This is a genomic window from Micromonospora sp. NPDC126480, from assembly GCF_040302465.1.
GTDB lineage: Bacteria > Actinomycetota > Actinomycetes > Mycobacteriales > Micromonosporaceae > Micromonospora.
The window spans coordinates 216,855-241,949 of record NZ_JBEORU010000002.1 but is presented as its reverse complement, the minus strand read 5'-3'; the positions used below and the strand labels follow the sequence as shown (position 1 = coordinate 241,949).

Below are 25,095 nucleotides of genomic sequence, written 5' to 3'. Positions count from 1 at the left end.
GGCGCGGGAGTCGGCTCCGCGCGCCGGGGGTCGGTGCCGGTGCGGCGGGTCGCGCTCAGCGGCGTACCCGGGCGCCGGAGCCGGCCGCCAGTGCCTCGACCTCCCGCAGGCTGGCCATCGACGTGTCCCCCGGTGTGGTCATCGCCAGCGCACCGTGCGCGGCGCCGAACTCGACGCCGACCCTCAGGTCACCGCGCTCCATGAGCCCGTAGATGAGGCCCGAGGCGAAGCTGTCGCCACCGCCGACCCGGTCGAGGATCTCCAAACCCGGCCGGTGCCGGGCGGTGACGAAGCCGGTGCCGGCGGACCAGCCGATGGCTCCCCAGTCGTTGACCGTGGCGGTCCGCACGGTGCGCAGCGTGGTCGCCACCACCGCGAAGTTGGGGTACGCCCGGGTCACCTGGTCGATCATCTTCTGGAAGTTGTCCACCTCCAGGTGGGACAGGTCCGCGTCGGTGTCCGGCACGTCGAAGCCGAGCGCTGCCGTGAAGTCCTCCTCGTTGCCGATCATCACGTCGACCATCCGGGCGAGCCGCTGGTTGACGTGCCGGGCACGGTCCTGACCGCCTACGCCCTGCCAGATGCTCGGCCGGTAGTTCAGGTCGTAGGAGATGATCGTGCCGTGCCGGCGGGCGGCGGCCATGGCGACGGCAGCGGTCTCGGCGGCGACCTCGGACAGGCCGGCGTAGATGCCGCCGGTATGCAACCAACGCACGCCGAGGGTGCCGAAGAGGTTTTCCCAGTCGACCTGGTCGGGGCTGAGCTGGCTGGCGGCGGTGCGTCCGCGGTCGGAGGTGCCGATTGCGCCACGGACGCCGTGGCCGCGTTCGGTGAAGTTGAGCCCGTTGCGGACGGTGCGGCCGATCCCGTCGTAGGGGGTCCACTGGACCAGGGAGGTGTCCACACCGCCCTGGAGCATCAGGTCCTCGACGAGCCGGCCGACCTCGTTGTCGGCCAGGGCGGTGACGACGGCGGTGCGCAGGCCGAAGCAGCGGCGCAGCCCACGCGCGACGTTGTACTCGCCGCCGCCCTCCCAGACCCGGAAGGTACGGGCGGTGCGTACCCGGCCCTCCCCCGGGTCGAGGCGCAGCATCACCTCACCGAGGGAGACCAGGTCGAAGCGGCACTCTGCGGCGGGGCGGATGGTCAGGCTCATCGGTCACTCTCTCGGGATTCGGCCACGGCCGCGGTGGTCAACTTGGTCACGTCATCCCACCGGCCGGCGGCCAGCAGCGCGGCGGCGGCCATCCAGGTACCGCCGACGGCGAGGACCGCCGGGTGGTCCAGGTAGCCGCGGAGGTTGGCGGTGGTGACGCCACCGGTCGGTACGAAGCGCAGGCCGGGGAACGGGGCGGCCAGTGCCTTGAGCATCGGAAGGCCGCCGAGTTGTTCGGCGGGGAACAGCTTCACCACGGACAGTCCCGCGTCGAGAGCCATCTGGATCTCGGTCGGGGTGGCGACGCCCGGGATCACCGTCACGTCGCGTTGCTGGCAGCGGCGGACGACGGCGGTGGAGAAGCCGGGGCAGACGACGAACCGGGCTCCGGCGTCGACGACGTGGTCGACCTGATCGGCGCTGGTGACCGTTCCCGCGCCGACGATCAGGTCGGTGCGCTCGGCCAGGGTGCGGATGGCGGCCAGGGCAGCCCGGGTGCGCAGTGTCACCTCGATCGTGCGGACGCCCCCGCCGGCCAGGGCCGCGCCCAGCGGTGTCGCCCGGTCGGCGTCCTCGAGCACCACCACCGGCAGGATCCGGTCGCCGGCGAGCGTGTCGAGGACGGTGTTTCCGAGTTCGGGCGCGGCCAGCGGTCCCGTCATCGGTCGACCCCGCACGGGGCGGCCGGGTCGAAGAGGTCGCCGTAGTCACCGACGCTGTCGCCGCCGGCGTTGCCGTACATCAGGTTCCCGCAGACCCGGTCCTGCGGGACGGCCTGGAACTTGATCCCACCGAAGGCGTTGTTGACGAGCACGTTGCCGTAGGCGTCGTTGCCGGTGCCGTCGGTCGGGGTGTCGCCGCCGAACCGGATGCCCGCGCCGAGGTTGCCCAACGCCACGTTGTACCGGAAGGTGTTGCCGGAGCCGCGGGCGTCGAAGCCGGCGGACTTGTCGTCGCGCTGACCGGTGCACCAGTTGAACTCGACCACGTTGGCCGTGGAGTTCTCCTTGATGTCGACGCACTCGTTGCCCTGGGTGTCGATCCGGTTGTGGTGGATCCGGTTGTCCCGGCTGACGTCGGGGCGGTCGTCCGGGGCACCGTTGAGGCCCTGCTGCTCCGGCGCGGTGCCGAGGTAGATCGCCTCGCCGTTCTTGCCGCCGCCGGCGAAGACGAAGTCGTCGACCCCGCACGGGCCGATGTCGTTGTGGGACACGCCGGCGTCGGTGATCAGGTACCGCAGCCGCAGGCACTCGCCGCCCGCGTTGGTCAACCGCATGCCGCGGATACGCAGCCCATCGACCCCGTCGCCGGGCGTCGTGCTCATCACGTACACCAGTTTGTCGCGGTAGCCGTCGCGGCTGTCCGCCGCTCCGTGCAGGCCGTCGATGGTGAAGCCGCTGAGGGTGGTGCGGTCGTGCTGCACCTGGAGGATCCGGGCCCCGCCGCCGCCGGTGACCACGGCGTCGCGCGGCCCGGTGAGCGTGACGCCCGGCCGGCGGGTGACGGCGTCCTGCCGGTAGGTGCCGGGGGCGAGGTGTACGGTCGCACCGCTGGGCGCGGCGTCCAACGCCCGCTGGATCGTGGCGAACGGCGCCCGGTGCGAGCCGGCGGCGTTGTCGTCACCGCTCGGACTCACATACAGATGGCGGGTCGGGACGGCGGCGACCGCAGCGGTGGCCGGCAGCGTCGCCAGTGCCGTGCCGACGGTCAGCGCCAGTGCGACGATACGTGTCGTCATGACGTCCTCTTCTCGTGCGGGGAGTGCGCGGCCGGTGGGGTGGCCGGCTCGGTGTAGATCGGGGGTCGTCCGGCGTCCGCGAGCCGGAGACCGAGCAGCAGCGGGAGCGTGACGCCGAGGAGCAGCGGGCCGAGGGCCAGCGGCGCGGTGACCACCGGCACCACGATTGCCGCGGTGAGCAACGCAAGCCCACGGCCGGGCGAGGCGAAGGCGAACAGCAGCGCGTCCCGTCCCCAGCGGCCGGCGTCGCCGTCAGGATCGCGGGCGGCGGTGACGGCGAGCGCAAGGTGGTACGGCACCAGGACCAGGATCAGGCCGGCCTGGAGGGCCAGCAGGACCATGGCCGGGTAGCCGGGACGAGCGGCGAGGAAGACGATGTTGGCCACCAGCACGGCGCCGGCTGCCGTGGACACCAGCGCGTGCCGCCACAGCCGCCGCCAGTAGTTCCCGAACGCGCCGAGGGTGCCGAGGAACGGCCGGACCCGCCCGCCCGTACGCCACTGCTGCAGCGCGTACGCGGCGGCGGCCAGGGCCGGAAGCCAGGTGACGACACCCAGGCACAGCAGGAGCAGGGCGCAGCCGGCCAGCGCCGGGTAGGCGACGAACTCCAGCACCCGCAGGGCGGTGCCCTCCCAGCCGCCGTGGGTGGCGGTCGCCGGCCCGCCGCGGCGGGTGGCCGGTCCACGGCCGGTGGCGGGTGAGGCGGTGCTCAGGCTGGCCACGGCAGCACCCCGGTCACCGGTTCGGCGCTGTGCACCAGGTTACGGCCGGCCACGTCGACGTGGGTCGCGCCGACCACGCCCACCCGCGCCGGGCGGCCGTCGACCGGCGGCAGCAGGATCACCGCCGCGGCGTCGGCCCGCACCGCCGCACCGTCGATCGTCCGGCTGGTCGGCGCCAGCAGCACGGTCTCGCCGTCGACACCGAACCGCACCCCGGTCCCCGCGGCGCAGTCCACCGGCTCGGCGGCGGCTGGCGTCGGCGCGAGCGCGGAGGTCGGTTCGGCGCTGGTGAGGATCCGGGTGCGCGGAGTCGGCGGCACCTGGACCCGGACGGTGTGCAGGGTCCGGACGATCCGCAGGCTCGGCGTACTGGCGGTGGGGTTGGCCTCGATCTCCGTCGTCGTCTGGCTGACCGCGGCGGTGTCCGGGGCGAACTGGCGCACGTGCGCCTGCGCCGGCCCGGAGCGCAGCACGATGTCGCCGCCGGTGAGCTCGGCCGGCCAGTCCGAGTGCAGCAGGAAGGTCCACTCGCGGGGCTGGTCGGCGGCGAGTTCGTCGAGGATGACCAGCCTACCGGCCGGCGTGAAGACCAACGTCCGGTCCACCTGCCGTACGCCGAGGGCGGGATCGAACATGGCGGCCGATTCGGCCGTCGCGTGCACCACACCGTCCTCGGCGAGCACGTCGCGCAGCCGGGCCTGCCGCTCGTACGGCAGGTCCTTGTACACGTGGTAGCGGTCCTCCCCCGCCCAACCCTGCCCGTCGACCAGGACCAGATTGTGGTAGGCGGCGCGCTTGCGGTTGCAGTAGCCGTCGTCGACGGCGAGGAACGCGCCGTGCGCGCCGAAGACGAACGCCCCGGCGTCGGGGTGGTGGTGACCGGCGTTGAGGGTCTCCCAGCCCTTGTCGCGACGGAACCGCTCGGCGGTCTCCCAGGCGGTGTGCCCGCCGCCCGGGGCCGCTTTGAAGCTGACGAAAGCCGCGTCGCCATGCCAACCGGTGCGGGCGGTCACCTGACCGAGGTCCGGGAAGTGGGCGGTGGTCGGAACGTCGCCAGCCGGGTCCACGGGGGGCACCGCCGGGTCGTACCAGAGCAGCTCATAGCCGGCCTCGGGCATCACCCCTGGCTTCACACCGGAGGCGTACGCCTCCCGCCAGAAGTGCCGCTGGGCGATGCGGTCGGCGAGCCAGCGGGCCCGGCCGTCGCGGTAGGCGGCGGCGAGTTTGTAGTACAGCGCGACGCTGTGCCCGGAGCGGCGGTCGTGGCAGTCGCCGTGGTCGATGTTCTCCTCGAACCCAGGGGCGCACTGGTGCAGTCGCCAGTCGAAGGTGTGGCCCAGGAAGCCGCCCCGCTGCCACCAGTCGGTGCCCTCGGCGTGTTGCAGCAGGTCGAGGTGGATGGCGAGCCAGGGCACGCCATAGCGCCAGTAGACGACGCCCTCGGAGTCGGAGCCGTCCGCCGGCATCAGGTCCAGCACGGTGCCGAGGTTGTCGCGAGCCCGGTCGCTCCACTCCGGTTTGTCGAGGACGTAGCCGGCGGCGGCGAGGCCCGCGTAGCAGATCCAGTTGTGGTTCTGCCAGTAGCTCGATGACCACCAGGAGCCCTCGGTCTCGACCGCGAAGTCGTACAGGCGCTCACCCTGGAGCGTGAGCTTGGCGCGCAGCGCCTCCGCCTCGTCGGTGGGCAGGTCGTCGCGCAGCCAGGAGTACGCCAGGGAGAGTCCGTGCAGCAGCCAGCCCGCGTCGAGGTCGTGATCGGGCAGCTTCGCCTTGCCCCAGTGCGGGTACGACACGGCGGTGCTGATCCAGCGGCGGGCCTCCAGCAGGTAGCCGTGCTGTCCGGTGAGGCGGTACGCGAGGGCGAGGTTCATCGCGGCAGGGCCGAAGTAGGTGATGCTCGCGGTCGGATGCTCCGCGGGTGGGCTCTGCCCGCGATACCAGTCGCACTGCTCGTACAGGCGCCGCCACTGGGCGGCGTGGGTGGTGGTGAGCGCGGCTCGCAGCTGGTCGAGGCGGTCGCCGATGAGCAGGGGTTGCATCAGGTCTCCAGCCGGTAGATCGAACGGAAGGTCACCGCGGTCGCGTCGACGGCGGTCCAGTCGACCCAGGTGCGGACGCGTTGTGGATCGTCTGCTGGCCCGGGGCCGGGACGGCAGAGGGCGTCCGCGGCTACCGAGGCGGTGTGCTGGCCATGCAGTGTCTGCCGGCCGGTCCAGACTGTCGCCAGCGCCCCGTCGGCGCCGATCCGGACGGTGAGGTCGACGTCGGGCCTCAGCTGGGTGGTGATCCGGCGGGGTCGGTCGGTCTCCACGGTCAACTCGTCGATCAGTGTGCCGTCGCGGAGGGTCATCTGCCGGTGGGCCGACACGCCGGGGTAGGCGGTGTCGCAGCCGACTGCCACCGACCGGTCGTCGTGCCCGATGAGATGTCCTTCGCACTCCGCCTGGTCGAGCCCGTCGACGGCGAAGGTGGGGTGGGCGGCGGTCGAGGCGTAGTGTCGCCGCCAGTCACGGTGTGCGTACGGCACCTGACCGGGGTCGGGCTGCCACGGGGCGTCCGCGCCGTACAGGTAGAGCGCCAACTTGTCCCGATGCCCGTGCGAGCCGCCGTGCGGGCCGAAGTCGACGACGGCGTGCAGTCCGTCGGCGCGCAGCACCGCGTAGCCGGCGTCCCGGTACACGGTGACCGGTCCCGGCCGGGTCGGCCCGGCGCCCAGCAGCGGCAGCAGCTCCCGCAGTTCGTCCAGTTCGTAGCGCGCCGGTGGCCGGTCGTACGGGCCGTCGTGCAGGGCGGGCAGTATTCCACCGGGAGTGGCCAGGGTGTCGAGCACCGCGGCCATCGCGGTGAGCCGGGAAAGTACCTCGTCCGGCACCGGGACGTGCGGCATCGCCTCCAGGGTCAGCAGGTACGCCCGCAGCACGAATCCGTGGTAGTAGGTGGACCCTTCCCATTCCCAACCGTCGGGTCGGATCGCCGCGGGCACGTGGTCGCACAGGCCGTGCGGCCCGGTCACCCACTCGGGACGGCCGGAGCAGGCCGCCCCGGCGGCGATCAGCCAGGCGGTGTAGTTCGAGTCGAACCGGCCGGCGGCGATCAGGGCGTCGCGGGCCTGCCCGGCCGCCCCGGCGAGCGCGCGCAGCATCTGGGACACCTCCGCGGGCAGCGGGTGTCCGGCCGTCCGCAGCGCCCGGGCGGCCTGGCCGATGCTCACCGCCCAGATGGCCTCGGTCAGCGCCTGGTGGAACAGCCGCCCGCGCAGCATCCACTCGGCGGCGCCGTCGTGCGGCGCCGCGCCGAGCGCCGCGTACTGACGGGCGTAGGCGGTCAGCAGCTCGACGGCCGTGCGGCGGTCGGCGGCCCGCGGGGAGCGGGCGAGCGCCCGGATCTGTCGGGCGCTCGCCTGGTGGGCCAGGACCGTCCACGCACCGCGCACCGACGGCTCGTCGATGCGGCAGCCGTGCCGGCATGGGGCGCCATCGGCCGGGAAGGCACCGTCGAGCAAACCGGCGTGGTCGAGTTCCACACCGTGCGCGGGGCAGACGTAGGCGTGCCACCAGCCGCCGCGCTCGGCCGGGAGCACCGGCGCGCGCAGTGGCGGCGCCAGCGCGCCGGTCACCGGAACCATGCGCCACCGTCGATGTCGATCGTGGCGCCGGTGATGTAGGCGGCGGCGTCGGAGGCGAGCCACACCACCGCGCCGGCGACGTCCTCGGGCCGACCGCCCCGGCCGAGCGGCACGCCCGCGATGATCGCCTCCTGGGTCTGGGCGGGAGTGAAGGTGTCGTGGAAGGCGGTGCCGCCGATGAAGCCCGGGGCGATCGCGTTGACGGTGGTTCCGGTGCCCGCCAGTTCCTTCGCGAGTCCCTTGGTCAGGCCGCGTACGCCGGCCTTCGCCGCCGCGTAGACCGCCGAGCCGGCGCCGCCGCCGTTCTGCGCGGCCAGCGACGACATGGTGACCACCCGCCCGGCCGGGCCGGCGGCGCGCAGGTGCGGGATCGCCGCCCGGACGGTGCGGAAGGTGCTGCCCAGGTTCAGGTCGACGACCTGGGCGTAGTGCTCGTCGGTCATCTCCGCCACCGGGCTGCGGCCGACCATTCCGCCCGCGTTGCAGACCAGGATCTCCAGGCCGCCGAAGAAACCGGTGACCTCGTCGACGAGGTCGGTCACCTCGCCGGTCCGGGTGAGGTCGGCCTGCCGGACGACGCTCTTGCGGCCCAGCGCCTCAACCGCCGCCGCCACCTCGGCGGCCGGGCCGGCGGAGTGCCCGTGGTGGACGGCGACGTCCGCCCCGGCCCGGGCCAGCGCGACGGCGATGGCGGCGCCGATACCGTGGCCGGCACCGGTGACGAGGGCCCGGCGTCCGGTCAGGTCGAAAGTCATCAAGGTGCTCCTTCTACTTGATTCCGGCGGTGGCGAAGCCCTGCACGAAGTAGCGCTGGGCAAACAGGAACAGCACGATCATCGGGACGGTGGCCAGCGTCGACCCGGCCATCAGGTAGGACCACTCGGTCCGCTCGGCCAACTGGAAGGCTGCCAGGCCGACCTGGATCACCCGCAGGTCGTCGCGGGTGGTGACCAGCAGCGGCCAGAGGAAGTTGTTCCAGCTGTTCTCGAAGGTGACCAGCGCGACGGTGGCGATGGCCGGTTTCACCAGCGGGGTCATCACCCGTGCGAAGATCCCGAACTCGCCCATCCCGTCGATGCGTGCCGCCTCCTCCAGCTCGCGGGGCAGCGACAGGTAGAACTGCCGGAACAGGAAGATCGCGAACGGGGTGAGCGCTCCCGGGATGATCAGGACCCACCACGAGTCGAGCCAGCCGTAACCGCCACGGCCGAGGTAGTCGTTGCCACCGAAGAACGGCATGCCCTTGGCGATGAGGTACTGCGGGACGATCTTCGTGTAGGTGGGAATCATCATCATCGCCAGTACGGCCATGAACAGCACGGTCCGGCCCCGGAAGGGCACCCGGGCGAGGGCGTATCCGGCCATCGTCGCCAGCATCAGGTTGATCACCGTGTGTCCGATGGCGATGAACAAGCTGTTGCGGAAGTACGTCCCGAACGGCGCGTAGTCCAGTGCGGCCTGGTAGTTGCTCCACACCCACTCGTCGGGCAGCAGTTGCGGCGGGTAGGCGGCGATGTCGGCGCGGCTCTTGAGCGACGTCAGGATCATCCAGACGAACGGCACGACCATGACGACCGCGCCGACGCCGAGCAGCAGGTGCAGGACCAGGCGCGGATCGAACCTAGGCTTCATCGCCGTCCTTCCCGGTCAGTCGGCGGCCGATCACGGTCAGGACGAGCAGGAACGCGAAGAGCACCAGGCTCTGCGCGCAGGCCGCCGAAATGTCGAACTCGCCGAACGCGGTCCGGTAGATCTCGTATGTCATCACGGTCGTCGAGTTCGCCGGGCCACCGTCGGGAGTCAGCACGTAGACCTGGTCGAAGACCTGGAACGCGTCGATCATGGAGACGATGAAGACGAAGAACGTGGCGGGTTTCAGCAGCGGGAGGGTGATCAGGAAGAACTTGCGCGGGCCCGAGGCGCCGTCGAGGTCGGCCGCCTCGTACAACTCGTGCGGGATGTTCTGCAGGGCCGCCAGGTAGATCAGCATCTTCAGTCCGATGCCCTTCCAGATGCTGACCAGGATGACCGCCGGCATCGCCCAGTCGGGGTCTGACAGCCAGGCCGGCCCGTTGATTCCCACCCAGTCCAGCAGCAGGTTGAACAGCCCGAGGTTGGGCTCGAACATCCACATCCAGACCAGCGCGATCGCCACGGTGGCGGTGATGTGCGGCATGAAGAACGCCGCTCGGTACCAGGCCCGCGCCCGGATCTGCTGGTTGAGCAGCACCGCGATGACCACCGCGATCGCCATCGCCACCGGCACCGTGAAGAACGTGAAGACGACGGTGTGCCAGATCGACAGGTTCCAGATGTCGTCGGCGAAGATCTCGCGGAAGTTGTCCAGGCCGGCCCACTCGACGGTGCCGGCGATCACGTCGTAGTTGGTGAAGGCCAGGCCGAAGGTGGCCACCACCGGAATGCCGATCCACCAGATCAGGTGGATCACCGATGGAGCGAGCATGAGATACGCCGCACGGCGGCGCTCGGCACCCAGCCTTCGGCGGCGGGGCGGGCGTGGCGCCCGGCTAGCGGACGCCACGCTCACGGATTCAAGGGTGCTGGTCATCTCAACCCTTGGCGATCGCTGCCTGCGCCTTGGCCGTCAGCTCGTCGAGGGCCTGCTGCGGGGTCTTCTGGCCCAGCAGCGCGGACTCGATCGCCGCCTTGAAGTCGCCCCGGATCTCCAGCCAGGCCGGCACCCCGCCTTCGGAGTAGGCGGCGTCGAGGTTCTGCATGGCGAACTGCGCGGCCTTGTTGCTCTTCACGTACTCGGAGTCGGCGAGGCTGTTGAGCGCCGGGACATTGCCCCGCTGTTCGTTCGCGGCGAGCGAGGCCTGCTCGTCGGTGAGGAAGCGGACCAGCGCCTTGGCCGCGGCCGGGTGCTGGGACTTGGCGGAGACGGTGGCCAGGGTGCCGCCCTGGAACATCGCGGGCCGCTCATTCTTGATCATGAAGAAGCCGATCTTGTCTTCCTTGACCAGCTCCGGCGCCTGCTCCTCGATCGCCAGCAGGTGGTTGTTGTGCCCCACCATCATCGCCGCCCGGCCCTGGGCCAACGGGAGACCGGTGGCGCCGGGCTGGGTGAAGCCGAAGTCCTCGGACTTGTCGGTGCGGATGATGTCGGTCATCAGCTGCAGCGCGCCCACGGCCTGAGGGCTGTTGAAGGCCGGCTTCCCGTCGGCGGTCCACAGCTCGCCACCGTTGGCCCACATCAGCGGGAGGAACGTCTGACGCAGGTCGTTGGAGAGGATGTCCACGCCCGCACGGGTGAGCTTGCCGCTGCCGTCGCGCACGGTCAGCTTGCGACCGATCTCCCGCAACTCGTCGAAGTTGCTCGGCGGCGCGCTGATGCCCGCCTCGGCGAAGATGTCCTTGCGGTACAACCCGAACCGGGTGTCCAGCATGATCGGCAGGCCGTAGACCTTGTCCTGGTAGATGCCGGGCTCGACAACCCGCTCGTTGTACCGCTTGACCAGGTCCTGCTTGCTCTCGTCGAGCTCGGCCAGAGCACCCTTGGCCGCGAACGGCGGGATCCAGCCGACCCCCATCAGCATCACGTCGTACGGCCGGCCGCCGGCGATCGAGGTGGTGAGCTTCTCGTTGAGCTTGCCGTACGAGGTGTAGTCGACCTCGACGGTGACGTCCGGGTACTTCTCCTTGAACGCACCGAGCTGCTTCTCCAGCACGGTCTTGCCGTCGGCGCCCTCGAAGATCGGGGTCAGCAGCCGGATCGCGCCGCTGACCTTGCCGTCGTCACTGTCCTCGCTGGGCGCCGGCCCGCCACAGGCGGTGGCGAGCAGTGCCCCGACGAGCGCCACCGCCATCGCACCCGTCCGGCTCCCCCGGGTCCTGGTCATCCTGGCCTTCCCTCCCGCGGCGAAACTTCGCCGCACTGGGTAACCGCCACATCACGGTTCGGATTGTGAACGTCAGATCATGCATCGATTTACCGGTGGAACGATGCAGCAAGGTTAGGAGTGGGGTGCAGAGCTGTCAATGGCTAGACACAGCAGCGAAACACCGGCTTAACTGAGGAGGCCAGGAGTGGTCATCCGCCGGTAAACCCCTACACTCGGCTGGTTCCGTTCCGCTGAACAACGGGAGAAGTACGACGTGAGTGGTGTGACGATCTACCAGGTGGCCCGAGAGGCTGGCGTCTCGCCCAGCACCGTGTCGAACTTCCTCAACGGCCGTCCCGGCCGGATGCTCCCGCAGACGCGGGTGCGGATCGCCGACGCGATCGATCGGCTCGGCTACCGCCCGAATCGGGCGGCCCGGCAACTGCGTACCGGCCGGATCCAGGTGATCGGGCTCGTCGTGCCGTCGGTCGCCAACCCGTTCTGGGGCAATTTCGCCCGCTACCTGGAACGGGCCGCGCTGGCCGACGGGTACCACGTCCTGCTCTGCAACAGCGAGCGGGAACCCGACCGGGAGCGACGGTACCTGGAAGAGCTCTGGGCCGACGGCATCCGGGGGGTGGTCCTCTGTTCCTCACTGCCCTCACTGGACCATGTGTTGCCGCTGGTCGAGACGGGACTCAGCCTGGTCGCGTTCGACCGCACCGCACAGGCCGGCGACCCGGGCACCCTGGTCAACATCAGCGTCGACAACGTCGTGGGCGCCCACCTCGCCACCGCTCACCTGCTCGAGCTCGGCCATCGCCGGATCGCGTTCGTCTCCGGGTCGCTGCGCAGCATCAACCGCCGGGAACGGTTCCGCGGCTTCACCGACGCGTTCGAGCAGGCTGGCCTGGATCCGGCCGGGGCGATCGTCTGGTCCGGCGGCGCGGAGCAGGAGCCGTACGGGGACCTCGACGCGGCCGGGCTGGGCCGGAGGGCCGCGCACGAACTGCTGCGGGCCACCGACCGACCCACCGCCATCGTCGCGATCAACGACATGTGCGCGCTCGGCATCAGCGCCGGCATCCGGGACGCGGGGCTGCGGGTGGGGCAGGACATCTCCGTGGTCGGCTTCGACGACATCGTGCTCGCCGACCTCGCGGCACCGCCACTGACCACGGTACGCCAGCCGATAGCGGACATGGCGGCGGCCGCCTTCCGCCACCTGCGGTCCCGGATCGAAAGCACCGAGACCGGCCCCAGCCAGTCGCTGCTGCTCCGACCGGAGCTGGTGGTCCGTGCCTCCACCGGTCCGGCGCCCGACGCCAGGGAGTAGGAACACGACGATGACGACAGGCGGCGCTCCCCGGGTCAAGTCGGCAGACCGCACCGTCGAGCTGCTCGAACTGCTCGCCGCCACTCCGGACCGGCGCACACTCGTGGAACTCGCCCGGGACCTGGGAATTCCGAAGAGCAGCATGCATGGCCTGCTGCGCACCCTGGTGCAGCGCGGGTGGGTGGAGACCGACACCGGCGGGTCCCGCTACGGCCTGGGCGTCCAGGCGCTGCGCACCGGCACCGCCTACCTGCGCACCGACCGCGCGGTCCGGCGCCTCACCCCGGTCGTCGACCGGCTGCACCGCGAACTCGACACCACCGTGCACCTCGGCCGCCTCGTGGGCGGGCACATGGTCTGCCTGCTCACCCGGGAGAAGGCAGACGTGCGACCCATGCTCCGGACGGGCTGGCCCGCCCCGGCGTACGCCACCGCGATGGGCCGCGTCGTGCTGGCCCGTGCCGCGGCTGATGACACATCACTGGCCCGGATGCTGCCCGCGTCGACCGCGTTGCCGCCCGACGCCCTCGACGCACTGCGTTACGACATCCGTCGGATCATCGAGCGTGGACACGCCGTGGACGCGAGGTCGACCGACCGGGAGAGTGGCAGCGGTGTGGCGGTGGCCGCCCCACCCAAACTGGGCCCGTACGACGCGATCGGCGTCTGCGCACCCGACCTGACCGAGCCGCGGGCCGGCGAGATCGCCGACGCGATCCGGGCGGCCATAACCGCCGGTCTCACCGGCAGGCTTTAACAATCTTGAAATCCGGCGTTGACCGGCCAGTCATCTTCTTCTATGGTCACCCGGCACTAGTGCGACATAGTTCACATATAGGAACTCCTATTAGAAGGATCCCTAATGAGACGAACCGCAATCCTCGCGCTACCCGCCGTCCTCGTCGTCGCCGCCGGCGCGGCTCTGGCCGCCCTTCCCGCCCAGGCAGCAACGGCCCTGCCGGTCACCGCCGTGACGGCCAGTTCCCACGACGGCAACGTGCCGGCCAACGCCATCGACGGCAGTCTCTCCACCCGCTGGTCGGCCCTGGGCGACGGATCGTGGATCCGTTTCGACCTCGGCGCCAGCAAGCAGGTCGGCTCGGTCGGCATCGCCTGGTACAACGGCAACCAGCGGCAGGCCACCTTCACGGTCCAGACGTCGGCCGACGCCAGCTCCTGGACGACCGTCGTGTCCCAGCGGCAGAGCAGCGGCAGCACCACCCAGCTGGAAAGCTACGACTTCACCGACCGGTCGGCGCGCTATGTCCGCATCGTCGGCTACGGCAACACGGCCAACGACTGGAACAGCATCACCGAGGCGAAGGTCTACGGCGCCGACGGCACCGGCGGTGGCGGCGGCGACTGTGCCGTCCCCGCCGACGTGCTCAACCTGACCAACTGGAAGATCACCCTGCCGACCGGCTCCTCCGGCAGCCCCACCGAGATCAAGCAGCCCGCCCTGGACAGCTTCCAGGTCTCTCCGTACTTCGTCACCGCGAACTCGTGCCAGTCGGTCCAGTTCCGCTCCCCGGTCAACGGGGTGACCACGAGCGGGTCCAGCTACGCCCGCTCGGAGCTGCGCGAGATGGCGAACAACGGGACGAGCAACGCGAGCTGGTCGTCGACCTCGGGAACGCACACCCTGGTGGTGGACGCCGTGTTCGACACCCTGCCCTCGACCAAGCCGCACGTGGTGGTGGCCCAGATCCACGACTCCGACGACGACGTCACCGTCTTCCGGCTCGAGGGCACCAGCCTCTACGTCACCAACGACAACGACACGCACTATCACCTGGTCACCAGCAACTACCAGCTCGGCACCCGCTTCCAGGCCAAGTTCGTGGTCAGCGGCGGCCAGGTGAGGGCGTACTACAACAACGTCCTGCAGACCACCATCACCAAGAACTTCTCCGGCGCCTACTTCAAGGCTGGCGCGTACACCCAGGCGAACTGCTCCAACTCCTCGCCGTGCAGCAGCAGCAACTACGGTCAGACCCGGATCTTCGGCCTCACCGTCACCCACTCCTGAACCAGTCGCCGCCCGGGGGTTCCGACCCCCGGGCGGCGCGGCCGGCTGAGGCAGCCGTCACGCAAGCCCCACCCCCGCTCGGCATTCGCGCTGGGACGAGATCAGCGGCAGAGATTGATGATCTTAAGTCTTTATATGCGTTACAGGAGGGCCAGTGAACCGAATGACGCTCAGCACGTCCGGTGCGACCGCCGTCGCGGCGCTCGCGGCCACCGTGATCGCGGCACTTCCCGCCATGGCCGGCGTCGGCCACCGCGGATCGGCAGTGGGTGAGGCCAAGCAGGCCGCCGCGATCGCAGCCGCCCCGTTGCCTGTCTGCGCGGTAAGTGCGAGCGCCCACGATGGCAACGTTCCCGCGAACACCCGCGACGACGACCTCGCCACCCGATGGTCCGCCGCGGGCGATGCCGTATGGATCCGCTACGACCTCTGCTCGACCGCCACCGCAGGTGCGGTGGCGATCGCCTGGTACAAGGGCGACCAGCGCCAGACCACCTTCACCGTCCAGACCTCAACCAACGGCTCGACCTGGACCACCGCCGTGCCGGTCCGCGCCAGCTCGGGATCGACGCTGCAACCGGAGACCTACGAATTCGCTGGCATCTCCGCCCGCTACCTACGGATCCTGGGATACGGCAACACCCAGAACTCCTGGACCTCGATCACTGAAGTGGACGTTCTCGGACTCGGCACGAGCCCGACCCCTGCACCGAGCACGAGCCCGACGGCGTCGCCGACTCCGACACCGTCGGTCCCGCCGCCCGGCGGGACCGTCGTCAACGTCTCCTCGTCGGCGCAGCTGACCACAGCGATGGCCAACGCCGCGCCCGGCCACACGATCGTCCTCGCCGACGGCAACTATTCGATCGGCAAGCTCAACGCCCGCAACGGCACCGCGAGCAACCCGATCACGATCATGGCCGCCCACCAGGGCAGGGCCGTCATCGCCGGAGGACAGCTCGAGGTCCTGGACTCGTCGTACGTCACCTTCTCCGGGCTCACCTGGCGGAACAGCAACACGTTGAAGATCACCAGCTCGAACCACGTCCGGTTGACCCGCAACCACTTCCGGCTCACCGAGTCGAGCTCGCTGAAGTGGGTGATCATCCAGGGCGCGAACAGTCACCACAACCGCATCGACCACAACCTGTTCGAGGAGAAACACCAGCTCGGCAACTTCATCACCATCGACGGGTCGGCCACCGCTCAGTCCCAGTACGACCTGATCGACCACAACCACTTCCGCAACATCGGCCCGCGCGCCACCAACGAGATGGAGGCGATCCGAGTGGGTTGGAGCGCGATCTCCCGGTCGAGCGGCTACACCACGATCGAAAGCAACCTCTTCGAGAACTGCGACGGCGACCCCGAGATCATCTCGGTGAAGAGCAATGACAACACGGTGCGGTACAACACGTTCCGGACCTCGCAAGGCACCCTGTCGTTGCGCCACGGCAACCGCAGCCAGGTGTACGGCAACTTCTTCCTCGGCGGCGGCAAACCCGGTACCGGCGGAGTCCGGGTCTACGGCCAGGACCACACGATCTACAACAACCACTTCGAAGGGCTGACCGGCACCGGCTACGACGCGGCGCTCCAGCTCGATGGAGGCGACGTCGACACGTCGGGCGCGCTGTCCGCGCACTGGCGGGTGTACCGGGCCACCGCGGTGCACAACACCTTCGTCAACAACGTCTCGAACATCGAGATCGGCGCCAACTACACCCTCGCCCCGGTCGACAGCACCGTCGCCAACAACATCGTCGTCGGCAACCACGGCAGACTCTTCAACGAAGTGAAGATCCCGACGAACATGACGTACGCCGGCAACATCGGCTGGCCGACCGGCTCGGCCAGCATCGGCATCACCGTTGGCGTCCGAACCGTCAACCCGCTCCTTACCAAGCAGGGAGAGGTGTACCGGATCGCCTCCGGCAGCCCCGCTGTCAACACCGCCACGGGTAACTACCCGTTCCTGGCACAGGACATGGACGGACAGGCACGGAGCGGAATCGCCGATGTCGGGGCCGACGAACTGTCCAACACTCCGGTCCGCCGGAGCCCGCTCGACGTCACGGACGTCGGGATCAACGCTCCCTGACCAGCAAAGAGATCGGGCCGCCGCACAGCAGGTGCGGCGGCCGACTCACGTCGTCGGCGCGTCCGGCCCGGCGCCCGGCCGCGCCCGTCGAATCCGGCCGGCGGTCAGGAGGCAGCGCGACAGACCTGCCGCTGCTCACCCAGCCCTTCGATACCGGCCCGCACCACGTCGCCTTCCCGCAGGTAGGAGAACCGACCGGACAGCGCCACCCCCTCCGGCGTGCCGGTGTTGACCACATCGCCCGGTTCCAACACCAGGTACTGACTGAGATACCACACCAGGTGGCGTACGTCGAAGATCATGTCCTGGGTGGTCGACGCCTGCCGGGGCTGATCGTTGACGAAGCTCGTCACGGCCAACCGCTGGGGATCGCTCACCTCGTCGGCGGTTACCAGCCACGGGCCCAGCGGGTTGAACGCCTCACAGCTCTTGCCCTTGGCCCACTGTCCGCCGGAGTCACCCATCTGGAACTCACGCTCGGACAGGTCGTTGGAGACCGCGTACCCGGCGATGACCTCATCGGCTTCTGCGGGTGATGTCAGATACCGGGCCCGACGCCCGATGATCACCGCAAGTTCCACCTCCCAGTCCGTCCTGGTCGCACCCCTCGGGATGACAATGTCGTCGTACGGGCCCACCACCGTGTTGGACGCCTTGAGGAACACGACGGGCTCGGTCGGCGGCGCGACACCGGACTCCGCAGCGTGCCGGGCGTAGTTCAGGCCGATGCACGCCACCGTGCCGGGCCTGGCGATCGGTGCGCCCACCCGCTGTCCGGTGACCTCAATCTCCGGCAGTTCTCCTGCCGACAAGGCGGCCCGCGCCCGATCGACGCCTCCCCCGGCGAGGAAGGCCCCGTCGACATCCGCCGCGATACCCGTCAGGTCGAAGTGACGGCCGCCGGCGAACAGGACCGGCCGCTCGCCGCCCGGTCGACCGACTCGCATGAACCTCATGTCTCAATGTCCTCTCGGCGTCTGACTCGCTGGGAGCGAACCTCACGGGCCCCCTGACTCACCGGCCCACGTGTCCGACGCAGCGGCCGGTAAATCGATGCACTTGCGATCTTGGGCTTAACGTACAAGCACGCCCGGTGGCCTGTCAATCGACCGTCTTCGCCACCAGCGACATGCATACGATGCCAAACAAGAGGGAGTCGGGGTCCCCGCCACCGGAGACCCCGACCCACTGTTTTGTCAGGAATGCGTGACGAGCAACTTGTACATGCTCACCTGACCGTAGTTCGAACTGCTACACGGAGATGAGTTGCCACAATTGGCCTGGGTATAAGCACCGGCTTTGAAATAGTTTCCGGACGCGGTGTGCGAGATCGTCGTCTGGAGTACGCCGTTGTAGTACACTTTGATCTTGCCGCCGCTGACAACGAACTTGCCCTCGAAAACCGTGTTCAGCTTGTAGCTGCTCGTCACCAACTTGTGATGGGTGGTGTTGCCCTTGGTGATGTATAGATTGCTTCCTTCCAGACGGAAAACAGTCACATCGTCATCGCCGTCGTGGATCTGTGCTCCGACGACGTGAGGCTTGTCGTTCGGAAGTTTGTTGAACGCCAGCCTGAAGGTCATGGTGTGGGTGCCCGAGGTGGCCGACCACGAAGCGTTGGTGGTGCCGTTGCCTGCCATTTCCCGCAGTTCCGAGCGTGCGTAGCTGGAGTTGGGCGTGGTCACGCCGTTGACCGGCGAGCGGAACTGCACTCCGGTGCAGGCGGCGTTCACCATGAACCAGGGGTTGGCCGAGTAAGTGGCCAGGGCGGGCTGCTTGATCTCGGTCGGTGATCCGGAGGATCCGGTCGGCAGGGTGACCTTCCAGTTCTTCAGATTGAGTTGCTGTGCAGGATAGTCGCACGGCGCAGCGGCCGCGGCGACGTTTTGCCCGACGACGGGAGTGGCCAGGATCGCCATGGTTGCCAGTAACGTGGTGGCGAGTTTGCGTTTACCGAGAAAGTTCATGACAGGTACTACCTTCCGGACGTGGTGGTGGGCTGCACCAAACGCGCAGCAAACGACGACCGAGCCCCGCCGCGTTAGCACATAGCGACCCTTCGACGGAACTGTTCATGGTCGTGAACTGCACGGCACCGGTGCCGGCTGAGATTAGATGGCGCTACGAAGTACGTCAATGCCCTTTACGCCGCGTCGGACCGGGCAGATGATTCGGTGAGGTCCGGGATTCAAGGGCGAATCGCCGAGTGCATACTTCGACCGTCCAGCGGTACCGGCTCCGAATCAACTCGGGCCAGGCTGCCGGTCCTGTTGATGCTGACCGCCATACCGCCAGCACTCGAGGCGGTGTACCTGGCGGCCGTCGGGCTGGGAACTGCCCGACGGCTCGCTCCTCAGGCCAGCGCGGTAGGCCGTACCACTCCTACCAGTACCTGCGCTGGGTGTTGGCATGTACGCCGGTGCCTTCGAACAGCCGATGACCCGCATTGAGTTCTTGACTGCGGGGCTCCGGCATCAGTTTCCTTGGCGCAGGTCCATACGAAGCAGTTCAGACTCTCCCGAGACGCCCGGGGGAGCCTTGGTGCCTGCCGGCAGCAGCGGCCAGATGTCCTGCTTCCGCACCATGCGCGGGCACTCCAACTGGATCTCCTTACCACCGATCAACAGACTCGCCGCTCCCGCGGCGAGCACGTTCTGCACCCAGTCGGTACGGGGTCCATACATCGGGATGAATAGGTAGCCATCGGGAAGGGGATGGGCGTCGAGCGGGGTTCGATAGGTCCTGCCCGACGATCTGCCCACGTGCGTCAACACCGGCCGGACGCCCCGACGGATTTCCCTGGGGTTGACTACCCGCCTGTTGAACCGGGCAAGCCAACGCGGCAGTGGCATCCCGACCTCCCTGTCCTCGACTACGCCTTGCGATCGCAGGAGAAGCTCAGATCCTAGCTCGGCTCCGCAGGCTACCGGACCGGCTGGCCTTCACACCGTCGAGCGCGTACTCGTGCTGCCTCCGCTGTTACGCCGGAATCGCTGGTGCCCACCGAGCAACGAGCCGCCGGCTGGAAGGCTCGGTGACCCGACCGCCCCGCCGCACCGGTTCAGGCGAGAGCGCGCGCGTGGCCGGTAAGCCATCGATGGACCGGGTGCGTAGGGGGCCAGCGTGTCGGCGCACCAGCCGACGAAGTCCCCGGTTCCGATGGTCGCTGGGTGCGGCAACCGGTGGGTGACGTGGAAGCCGTCGCGTACGACGAATCGGGCGGCCGCTCCGGCGTCGGTGAAGCCGACCGGCGCCCGGACGCGGGTAGGTTCGCTCGGCTCGGCGCCCGTGTCGAGCAGCGCCGCGACGGCGGTCTCGAGGTCGGCGACGCGTGCCGGGTCGCGCATCGCGGGCAGTGTGGCCCAGGTCGTTCCGACCGCTGCCGGCGACGCCGCGTACGAGAATCTGGGTTGATGTCGGGTACGGGGGTGGCTGCTCCGACCTAGGCCAGCGCCCGAGCGGTGGGCGCCGGACGAAGGGACGACCATGAAGTATATGATCATGATGTTCGGTGGGCTGGGTGCGTCGCTGGCCGACCGGAGTCCGGAGTGGATCTCCCGGATGCAGACCACGCTGATGACCATGGATCGCGAGCTGCGCGAGTCCGGCGAGGTGGTCGACAGCAAGCACCTGATGGACCCCACCCAGGCCACCACGGTCCGGTTCGCTGGAGGCACCCCGACGCCTACCGATGGGCCGTTCGCCGAGATCAAGGAATCCCTCGCCGGGTACTGGATCGTCGAGGTCACGCGGGAACGAGCCCTTGAGATCGCCTCGCGGGTGGTAGCGGTCACCGAGTACCCGATAGAGGTCCGGGGAATCATGGACGAGTCGGCGTCGCCGGAGCGATGACCCTCACGCCGGCGCTCGGGGACCTGCTGCGCGACCTCGCGCCGCAGGTCCTCGGCGCGCTGACCCGCCGGCACGGACAGTTCGACGCCTGCGAGGACGCCGTGCAGGAGGCGCTGCTGGCCGCCTCGATGCGGTGGCCCACCCATGGGATCCCGAAGCGGCCACGGGCCTGGCTGCTGACCGTCGCGACCCGCGCGCTGGTCGACCGCTGGCGCACCGACAGCGCACGTCGCCGTCGAGAGGTACGTGCCGCCCTCTACCCGGCCGACCACGCCACGTCGGTTGAGGACGACTCACTGGTGCTGCTGTTTCTGTGCTGTCACCCCGCCCTGTCCGCGCCCTCGCAGTTGGCGCTCACCTTGCGAGCGGTCGGCGGGCTGACGACGGCCGAAATAGCCGCCGCGTTCCTCGTTCCGGAAGACACCATGTCGCAACGCATCCGTCGTGCCAAACAGCGCATCCGCGACAGCGGTGCGCGGTTCACGCTGCCACCGACGGTTGAGCGCGCCGAGCGGCTGAGCGTGGTGCTGCACGTGCTCTACCTCATCTTCAACGAGGGCTACACCACCAGCGCCGGGCCCAGCCTGTACCGCAACGACCTGACCGCGGAGGCGATCCGGCTGGCCCGGTTGTTGCACCGCCTGCTGCCCCGCGAACCCGAGGTCACCGGGCTGCTCGCGCTCATGCTGCTGACCGACGCCCGCCGCGCGTCTCGCACCGACGCCGACGGGTCGATCGTTCCCCTCGCTGAGCAGAACCGCACCCGCTGGGACCACGCCGCGATCGCCGAGGGTCGAACCCTGCTGACTCGCACCCTCGGTACCGGCCCGATCGGCCCGTACCAGATCCAGGCCGCCATTGCCGCCCTTCACGATGAGGCCACTACCGCCGAAGACACCGACTGGCCGCAGATCCTCGCTCTCAACACCCTGCTCACCGAGGTCGACCCGGGGCCGGTCGTGACCCTCGGCCGCGCGGTCGCGCTGGCCATGGTGCACGGCCCGACGGCAGGGCTAGCCCTGCTCGGCACCCTCGACGCGGACGAACGGATGGCACACACCCACCGCCTCGAAGTCGTCCGCGCCCACCTGCTCGAACAGTACGGCGACCTACCTGCGGCCCGCGCCGGCTATCTGCGGGCCGCCCGCATGACCGCCAGCTTGCCCGAACAGCGCTACCTCACCCGCCGCGCCGCCCAACTGGTGTCCAGCGGGCCGGCTCCGGACGGGCCCTGTGTCAACGAGTCGGCTTGTATGCGGTGACAAGTTCCCAGGTGCCGGGAAGAACCGCCACGCTGTGGAAGCCGACCTCCGTGAGCAATTCGGTGTAGAAGGCCACCTCGCGTAGGCGGCTGACGCTGCTGTCGACGCCGATCAGGAAGTAGCTCCAGAAGAACTGCATGGCCAGCCGGTCGGGGCTACGGAACTCCTCACAGATCAGTATCAGGCCGCCTGGCTCCAGCGCCGCGTACGCATGCCGAACCAGTTCACGGGCGACGGCGTTCGGCCAGTCATGCAGAACCCGCACAAAGGAGAGGGCGTCGTAGCCGCGCGGTAGGGGCGAGGCGAAGAAGTCGCCGCCGATGAAGCCGAGCCGATCCGAGTGACCGCGAGCCTCCCGGGTGGCGGCCACCAGCGGTGCCACCGCCGGCAGGTTGAACACGTCGGCCCGCAGGTGCGACGCGGAGTCGAGTATGTGTGCGGCGAGGGTTCCGTCACCGCCGCCGACATCCAGCAACCGGCGCCGGTCTGACCAGAGTCGGCTTGAGTGCCGGCGCACTGCCTGGATCGCCGGCCCCAGCCCGAGGGCCATGCTGCGCTCGAACTCAGCGGTCTGCGCGGCCGTCTTCGGCGGCCAGGCGAACCCGTCGATGCTGATCTCGCCCCGCAGGCTCTCGGCCAGCCGGCCGTGCAACTGCTGCCACGGATAGCGTTCCCTGTCTTGTTCCGTGGAGCCAGGTCCGACCACCGCGTCGACCGCGACCCGTAGCCCCGGCACCGCTCGGTAGCTGGTCGCGCCGATGTCGTCACCGGACTCGACGCGGTGCAGGAAGCCGAGGCTCTCGATACAGTCGAGGAACTTGTACAGCCGCAGCGGGAGCACCCCCAACTGGGCCGCCAGCACGTCGAGGCGGACCGGTCCGGGCTCCAGAGTGTCGAGTAGTCCCAGGTCGAGGGCCGTGCGCAGGACATCCATGGCCCTGGGCCCGTTGACGAGCAGACTCATCAACGCCCGGGGCGAGAGGGTGACAGTCACCGATGCAGCTCCTTCTCCAGCACATCCATGAACAGGTCGATCTCGTCGAGGGTGTTGTAGACATGCGGGCCGACCCGCAGATAGCCGCGCCAGCTGCAGATCACGCCACGGGCGGCCATCCGCCGCTTGACGGCTTCGCCGTCCGGGATGTCCAGGCACACCACCCCACCTCGTCGGGCCGCGTCGGTGGGGCTGACCACCACGATGCCGGCGGCCTCGGCCCGGTCAAGCAGCCGTTGGGTGAGCGCCAGCGAATGCCGCCGGATGGCGTCGACACCGACGCCGGACAGCAGGTCCAGGCCGACCTGTGACACCAGGGCGGTGAGCGGGTACGGTGTGCCGCCGGCGAACCGGCGCACTCCGGCCGCCCACCCGTGCGAGGGCTGGAACGTCAGTGCGCGGTCGCCCGCCTGCCAGCCGGTGGCCGCCGGTGTCAACGATGGCACCAGGTCCGGTCGGACGTAGAGGAACGCGGTGCCGACACCACACAGCCACTTGTGGGAACCGCCGAGGACGACGTCGACGCCGGTCGCGGTGACATCCAACGGCACCACGCCCACGGTCTGGAAGGCATCCACCACCACCAGTGCGTCGACCTGATGGGCCCGGGCCACCAGGCGGAACAGGTCGACGGTGGCCCCGGAGGTGAAGCTGGCGTGTGGCACGCACACCAGCAGTGTCCGCTCGTCGAGGCTGGCCTCAAGGGCGTCCTGGTCGAGGTGGGGGCCACCGGTACCGACCACGTCGAGTTCGGCGCCGTATCGACCGTACGCCCGGAAGATGAACGGCACCGTAGGGTAGTCGAGATCCGTGACGATGACGCGGTTGCGAGGCGGTTGGTAAGCGAAGCAGGAGGCTACCCGAGCCAGGAAGGTGCTCAGGTTCGCGTCGGTGAGCACGCTGCCCGGCGGCGCGCCGAGGAGCGCGGCCACTGAGTCGGCGTAGCGGTCAAGTCCGATGTGCCAGTCCTGCCAGACGTCGTCGCGCCAAGTGCGCAACGTCGCCCAGTAGTCGTGCAGCACCCGCTCCGCCCCCCTCGGCACGGCGCCAGTGGAGTTGCTGTTGAGGTAGACGCAGCTCTGCAACAGCGGGAACTCGGCGCGCAGGGCGGCGTGCGTGCGGGCGTCGAGACACCGGGCGGTCTGCTCCGGCTGGTTCACGCGCTGCGCCTCCCATGCCGGCCGGCCGCGGCTCGATCGGTGCCTACCGCGGTGAAGACCGGTGTGGCGCTGACCGACGACAGGTAGGGCGTGCCCTCGGTGTAGCCGGTGCCGGACCGCGAGCCGAGCATCCGCACGGCCACCCGGAGATGGGTACGGCGCCACTGCGTCAGCACATCGGCGAACGCCAGCATCCGCCGCGCCACCAGGACAGCGTCGGCGCCGGTGAGCCGGCCATCGGAGACCGCTGCCCGGTACGTCTCGTCGATCGTGGGCTGACCGCGGCGCACCCGAGCCTGCACGTCCGGCACCGACTGGTAGGCCACCGAGTCCAGTCGATCCGGCTCCGGAGTGCGACACAGCGACTCGACGAGCTTGTACGAGCGGGACTGGATCGCGCTGGCGCCCTCGGTGTACTGCCGGAATGTACGAAACGATTCCGGCTGCATGGTGGCCAGGAGAGAGAACAGCGGCCCTGCGGTACCCAGCAGGTCACCGGCGTACCCGAGTCGGTCGGCGGCTGCGGTCGGCGTATCCCCGGCCAAGGCGGTGACTGCCGCGCGAAGTTCGGCGGCAATCCCGGCGAAGAGGCACTCATAGCCCTGCAGCACCCGGATGAACAGGTACTCGTCGTGTGTGACGTGGACCGGCAGCATACTCAGCCGCAGCGGCGGATCTCCGGGGAACTCCAGGTCATGGCTGGCGGTGTGAAGGCCGGCGGCGGCAGTGGTCGGGGCGCCCGCTCTGACCGCCCCGACCACACCGAGACGACCCAGTGCAGGGGCAACGGCTCGGACACCGAGTCGGCATCGTTTGGCGACCACCGCTGGCCCGGGTCTTTGCAGCGGAAGTAGCGCGGTGGTTTGCGCGGCGGCGGCCAGCTCGAACGCCAGCGTGTCGGCCACCAGGCGGACGAGGAGCCGATCCCGGGCCTGCCGCCCGGCTTCCGCCTCCCCTGCCGGGGTCGGATCGTCCGGTCCACAGTGCAGTCGAAGCAGCCGCAGGGCCAGGTAACTGCAATAGTCGTAACGGCCGTCCCACTTGTCGAGTGCGACGTCCAGGAAGTCGGTCAGTAGCCGGTGCGCGGCGTCGCTGCTGCCTGGGGCCTGGCTGGCCACCGCCTGTCGGGCACTGTCGAGCAGGGCGAGGAAGCTCTTTTCGACAAAGTGTTTGCCGACCCGGTGAAATTCGTTAAGCACGGGTGAGTAGGGAAAGCTGCGCGGTTCGACCGGGCCGGACAACCAGTGGATCAACGCGCGCACAGACCACCCCTCGACA

Annotated in this window: 23 protein-coding genes; 6 read left to right on the top strand and 17 right to left on the bottom strand. The window is 69.4% G+C overall.

Annotation, left to right across the window (positions count from 1 at the left end):
• Positions 1–55 precede the first annotated feature (55 nt).
• The 10 genes from ABTW87_RS02740 to ABTW87_RS02695 form a co-directional block, all read right to left on the bottom strand.
• Positions 56–1,156 (bottom strand): sugar kinase, encoded by a 1,101-nt coding sequence (locus ABTW87_RS02740; protein WP_350647862.1) that lies wholly within the window; start codon positions 1,154–1,156, stop codon positions 56–58.
• Positions 1,153–1,818, bottom strand: coding sequence for a bifunctional 4-hydroxy-2-oxoglutarate aldolase/2-dehydro-3-deoxy-phosphogluconate aldolase (locus ABTW87_RS02735; protein WP_350647860.1), 666 nt, complete (start codon positions 1,816–1,818; stop codon positions 1,153–1,155). The genes ABTW87_RS02740 and ABTW87_RS02735 overlap by 4 nt, the downstream gene beginning before the upstream one ends.
• On the bottom strand, positions 1,815–2,894 hold the full coding sequence (locus ABTW87_RS02730) for a DUF1565 domain-containing protein (RefSeq protein ID WP_350647858.1): 1,080 nt from the start codon (positions 2,892–2,894) through the stop codon (positions 1,815–1,817). The genes ABTW87_RS02735 and ABTW87_RS02730 overlap by 4 nt, the downstream gene beginning before the upstream one ends.
• The gene (locus ABTW87_RS02725) at positions 2,891–3,616 is read right to left on the bottom strand and encodes a DUF624 domain-containing protein (protein ID WP_350647857.1); all 726 of its coding nucleotides are present in this window, start codon (positions 3,614–3,616) and stop codon (positions 2,891–2,893) included. Before ABTW87_RS02725 ends, ABTW87_RS02730 begins: the two co-directional genes overlap by 4 nt.
• Positions 3,604–5,655, bottom strand: a complete 2,052-nt coding sequence (locus tag ABTW87_RS02720) for a DUF4962 domain-containing protein (RefSeq protein ID WP_350647855.1) — start codon at positions 5,653–5,655, stop codon at positions 3,604–3,606. The genes ABTW87_RS02725 and ABTW87_RS02720 overlap by 13 nt, the downstream gene beginning before the upstream one ends.
• Positions 5,655–7,241, bottom strand: coding sequence for a heparinase II/III domain-containing protein (locus ABTW87_RS02715; protein WP_350647853.1), 1,587 nt, complete (start codon positions 7,239–7,241; stop codon positions 5,655–5,657). Before ABTW87_RS02715 ends, ABTW87_RS02720 begins: the two co-directional genes overlap by 1 nt.
• Positions 7,229–7,996: an SDR family NAD(P)-dependent oxidoreductase gene (locus tag ABTW87_RS02710; protein WP_350647851.1), complete on the bottom strand. Its 768-nt coding sequence runs from the start codon at positions 7,994–7,996 to the stop codon at positions 7,229–7,231. The genes ABTW87_RS02715 and ABTW87_RS02710 overlap by 13 nt, the downstream gene beginning before the upstream one ends.
• A 13-nt stretch (positions 7,997–8,009) precedes the next feature.
• The gene (locus ABTW87_RS02705; protein ID WP_350647850.1) at positions 8,010–8,873 is read right to left on the bottom strand and encodes a carbohydrate ABC transporter permease; all 864 of its coding nucleotides are present in this window, start codon (positions 8,871–8,873) and stop codon (positions 8,010–8,012) included.
• Positions 8,863–9,705, bottom strand: coding sequence for a carbohydrate ABC transporter permease (locus tag ABTW87_RS02700; protein ID WP_350647849.1), 843 nt, complete (start codon positions 9,703–9,705; stop codon positions 8,863–8,865). The genes ABTW87_RS02705 and ABTW87_RS02700 overlap by 11 nt, the downstream gene beginning before the upstream one ends.
• A gap of 106 nt (positions 9,706–9,811) precedes the next feature.
• Positions 9,812–11,101: an ABC transporter substrate-binding protein gene (locus tag ABTW87_RS02695; protein ID WP_350647848.1), complete on the bottom strand. Its 1,290-nt coding sequence runs from the start codon at positions 11,099–11,101 to the stop codon at positions 9,812–9,814.
• A 256-nt stretch (positions 11,102–11,357) separates the two neighbouring features.
• Here ABTW87_RS02695 and ABTW87_RS02690 point away from each other — a divergent pair, with 256 nt between their 5' ends.
• The 4 genes from ABTW87_RS02690 (at position 11,358) to ABTW87_RS02675 (ending at position 16,549) form a co-directional block, all read left to right on the top strand.
• Entirely contained in the window at positions 11,358–12,419 is a 1,062-nt protein-coding gene (locus ABTW87_RS02690) for a LacI family DNA-binding transcriptional regulator (protein ID WP_350647846.1), read from the top strand.
• A gap of 10 nt (positions 12,420–12,429) precedes the next feature.
• Complete coding sequence (locus ABTW87_RS02685; protein WP_350647845.1) at positions 12,430–13,176, top strand: IclR family transcriptional regulator; 747 nt, start codon at positions 12,430–12,432, stop codon at positions 13,174–13,176.
• A 105-nt stretch (positions 13,177–13,281) separates the two neighbouring features.
• Complete coding sequence (locus ABTW87_RS02680; RefSeq protein ID WP_350647843.1) at positions 13,282–14,448, top strand: polysaccharide lyase family 7 protein; 1,167 nt, start codon at positions 13,282–13,284, stop codon at positions 14,446–14,448.
• A 163-nt stretch (positions 14,449–14,611) separates the two neighbouring features.
• On the top strand, positions 14,612–16,549 hold the full coding sequence (locus ABTW87_RS02675) for a chondroitinase-B domain-containing protein (protein WP_350647841.1): 1,938 nt from the start codon (positions 14,612–14,614) through the stop codon (positions 16,547–16,549).
• 104 nt (positions 16,550–16,653) lie between these two features.
• On the opposite strand, the gene ABTW87_RS02670 is transcribed toward ABTW87_RS02675, so the two are convergent.
• The 4 genes from ABTW87_RS02670 to ABTW87_RS02655 form a co-directional block, all read right to left on the bottom strand.
• The gene (locus tag ABTW87_RS02670) at positions 16,654–17,505 is read right to left on the bottom strand and encodes a fumarylacetoacetate hydrolase family protein (RefSeq protein WP_350647840.1); all 852 of its coding nucleotides are present in this window, start codon (positions 17,503–17,505) and stop codon (positions 16,654–16,656) included.
• A 240-nt stretch (positions 17,506–17,745) separates the two neighbouring features.
• On the bottom strand, positions 17,746–18,516 hold the full coding sequence (locus ABTW87_RS02665) for a polysaccharide lyase family 7 protein (protein WP_350647838.1): 771 nt from the start codon (positions 18,514–18,516) through the stop codon (positions 17,746–17,748).
• A gap of 507 nt (positions 18,517–19,023) precedes the next feature.
• Positions 19,024–19,233: a hypothetical protein gene (locus tag ABTW87_RS02660; RefSeq protein ID WP_350647836.1), complete on the bottom strand. Its 210-nt coding sequence runs from the start codon at positions 19,231–19,233 to the stop codon at positions 19,024–19,026.
• 258 nt (positions 19,234–19,491) lie between these two features.
• Complete coding sequence (locus ABTW87_RS02655; RefSeq protein ID WP_350647834.1) at positions 19,492–19,896, bottom strand: hypothetical protein; 405 nt, start codon at positions 19,894–19,896, stop codon at positions 19,492–19,494.
• Positions 19,897–20,035: 139 nt separating this feature from the next.
• Here ABTW87_RS02655 and ABTW87_RS02650 point away from each other — a divergent pair, with 139 nt between their 5' ends.
• Positions 20,036–20,401: a YciI family protein gene (locus ABTW87_RS02650; RefSeq protein ID WP_350647832.1), complete on the top strand. Its 366-nt coding sequence runs from the start codon at positions 20,036–20,038 to the stop codon at positions 20,399–20,401.
• A complete protein-coding gene (locus tag ABTW87_RS02645; RefSeq protein ID WP_350647830.1) occupies positions 20,398–21,663 on the top strand; it encodes an RNA polymerase sigma factor in 1,266 nt (421 codons plus the stop codon). Before ABTW87_RS02650 ends, ABTW87_RS02645 begins: the two co-directional genes overlap by 4 nt.
• Here the strand turns inward: ABTW87_RS02645 and ABTW87_RS02640 are convergent.
• The 3 genes from ABTW87_RS02640 to ABTW87_RS02630 are packed head-to-tail and all read right to left on the bottom strand — an operon-like array spanning position 21,638 to position 25,079.
• Positions 21,638–22,657, bottom strand: coding sequence for a methyltransferase (locus tag ABTW87_RS02640; RefSeq protein ID WP_350647828.1), 1,020 nt, complete (start codon positions 22,655–22,657; stop codon positions 21,638–21,640). The genes ABTW87_RS02645 and ABTW87_RS02640 overlap by 26 nt on opposite strands.
• Positions 22,654–23,817: an aminotransferase class V-fold PLP-dependent enzyme gene (locus ABTW87_RS02635; RefSeq protein WP_350647826.1), complete on the bottom strand. Its 1,164-nt coding sequence runs from the start codon at positions 23,815–23,817 to the stop codon at positions 22,654–22,656. Before ABTW87_RS02635 ends, ABTW87_RS02640 begins: the two co-directional genes overlap by 4 nt.
• On the bottom strand, positions 23,814–25,079 hold the full coding sequence (locus ABTW87_RS02630) for a tryptophan 2,3-dioxygenase family protein (RefSeq protein ID WP_350647824.1): 1,266 nt from the start codon (positions 25,077–25,079) through the stop codon (positions 23,814–23,816). The genes ABTW87_RS02635 and ABTW87_RS02630 overlap by 4 nt, the downstream gene beginning before the upstream one ends.
• Positions 25,080–25,095: the final 16 nt, after the last annotated feature.

What these genes read in the sequence shown, in the direction of transcription:
- ABTW87_RS02740 (WP_350647862.1), bottom strand. Translation starts at nt 1,156, where the DNA reads ATGAGCCTGACCATCCGCCCCGCCGCAGAGTGCCGCTTCGACCTGGTC.
- ABTW87_RS02735 (WP_350647860.1), bottom strand. Translation starts at nt 1,818, where the DNA reads ATGACGGGACCGCTGGCCGCGCCCGAACTCGGAAACACCGTCCTCGAC.
- ABTW87_RS02730 (WP_350647858.1), bottom strand. Translation starts at nt 2,894, where the DNA reads ATGACGACACGTATCGTCGCACTGGCGCTGACCGTCGGCACGGCACTG.
- ABTW87_RS02720 (WP_350647855.1), bottom strand. Translation starts at nt 5,655, where the DNA reads ATGCAACCCCTGCTCATCGGCGACCGCCTCGACCAGCTGCGAGCCGCG.
- ABTW87_RS02715 (WP_350647853.1), bottom strand. Translation starts at nt 7,241, where the DNA reads ATGGTTCCGGTGACCGGCGCGCTGGCGCCGCCACTGCGCGCGCCGGTG.
- ABTW87_RS02710 (WP_350647851.1), bottom strand. Translation starts at nt 7,996, where the DNA reads ATGACTTTCGACCTGACCGGACGCCGGGCCCTCGTCACCGGTGCCGGC.
- ABTW87_RS02705 (WP_350647850.1), bottom strand. Translation starts at nt 8,873, where the DNA reads ATGAAGCCTAGGTTCGATCCGCGCCTGGTCCTGCACCTGCTGCTCGGC.
- ABTW87_RS02700 (WP_350647849.1), bottom strand. Translation starts at nt 9,705, where the DNA reads ATGCTCGCTCCATCGGTGATCCACCTGATCTGGTGGATCGGCATTCCG.
- ABTW87_RS02695 (WP_350647848.1), bottom strand. Translation starts at nt 11,101, where the DNA reads ATGACCAGGACCCGGGGGAGCCGGACGGGTGCGATGGCGGTGGCGCTC.
- ABTW87_RS02685 (WP_350647845.1), top strand. Translation starts at nt 12,430, where the DNA reads ATGACGACAGGCGGCGCTCCCCGGGTCAAGTCGGCAGACCGCACCGTC.
- ABTW87_RS02680 (WP_350647843.1), top strand. Translation starts at nt 13,282, where the DNA reads ATGAGACGAACCGCAATCCTCGCGCTACCCGCCGTCCTCGTCGTCGCC.
- ABTW87_RS02675 (WP_350647841.1), top strand. Translation starts at nt 14,612, where the DNA reads ATGACGCTCAGCACGTCCGGTGCGACCGCCGTCGCGGCGCTCGCGGCC.
- ABTW87_RS02670 (WP_350647840.1), bottom strand. Translation starts at nt 17,505, where the DNA reads ATGAGGTTCATGCGAGTCGGTCGACCGGGCGGCGAGCGGCCGGTCCTG.
- ABTW87_RS02665 (WP_350647838.1), bottom strand. Translation starts at nt 18,516, where the DNA reads ATGAACTTTCTCGGTAAACGCAAACTCGCCACCACGTTACTGGCAACC.
- ABTW87_RS02660 (WP_350647836.1), bottom strand. Translation starts at nt 19,233, where the DNA reads ATGTATGGACCCCGTACCGACTGGGTGCAGAACGTGCTCGCCGCGGGA.
- ABTW87_RS02655 (WP_350647834.1), bottom strand. Translation starts at nt 19,896, where the DNA reads ATGCGCGACCCGGCACGCGTCGCCGACCTCGAGACCGCCGTCGCGGCG.
- ABTW87_RS02650 (WP_350647832.1), top strand. Translation starts at nt 20,036, where the DNA reads ATGAAGTATATGATCATGATGTTCGGTGGGCTGGGTGCGTCGCTGGCC.
- ABTW87_RS02645 (WP_350647830.1), top strand. Translation starts at nt 20,398, where the DNA reads ATGACCCTCACGCCGGCGCTCGGGGACCTGCTGCGCGACCTCGCGCCG.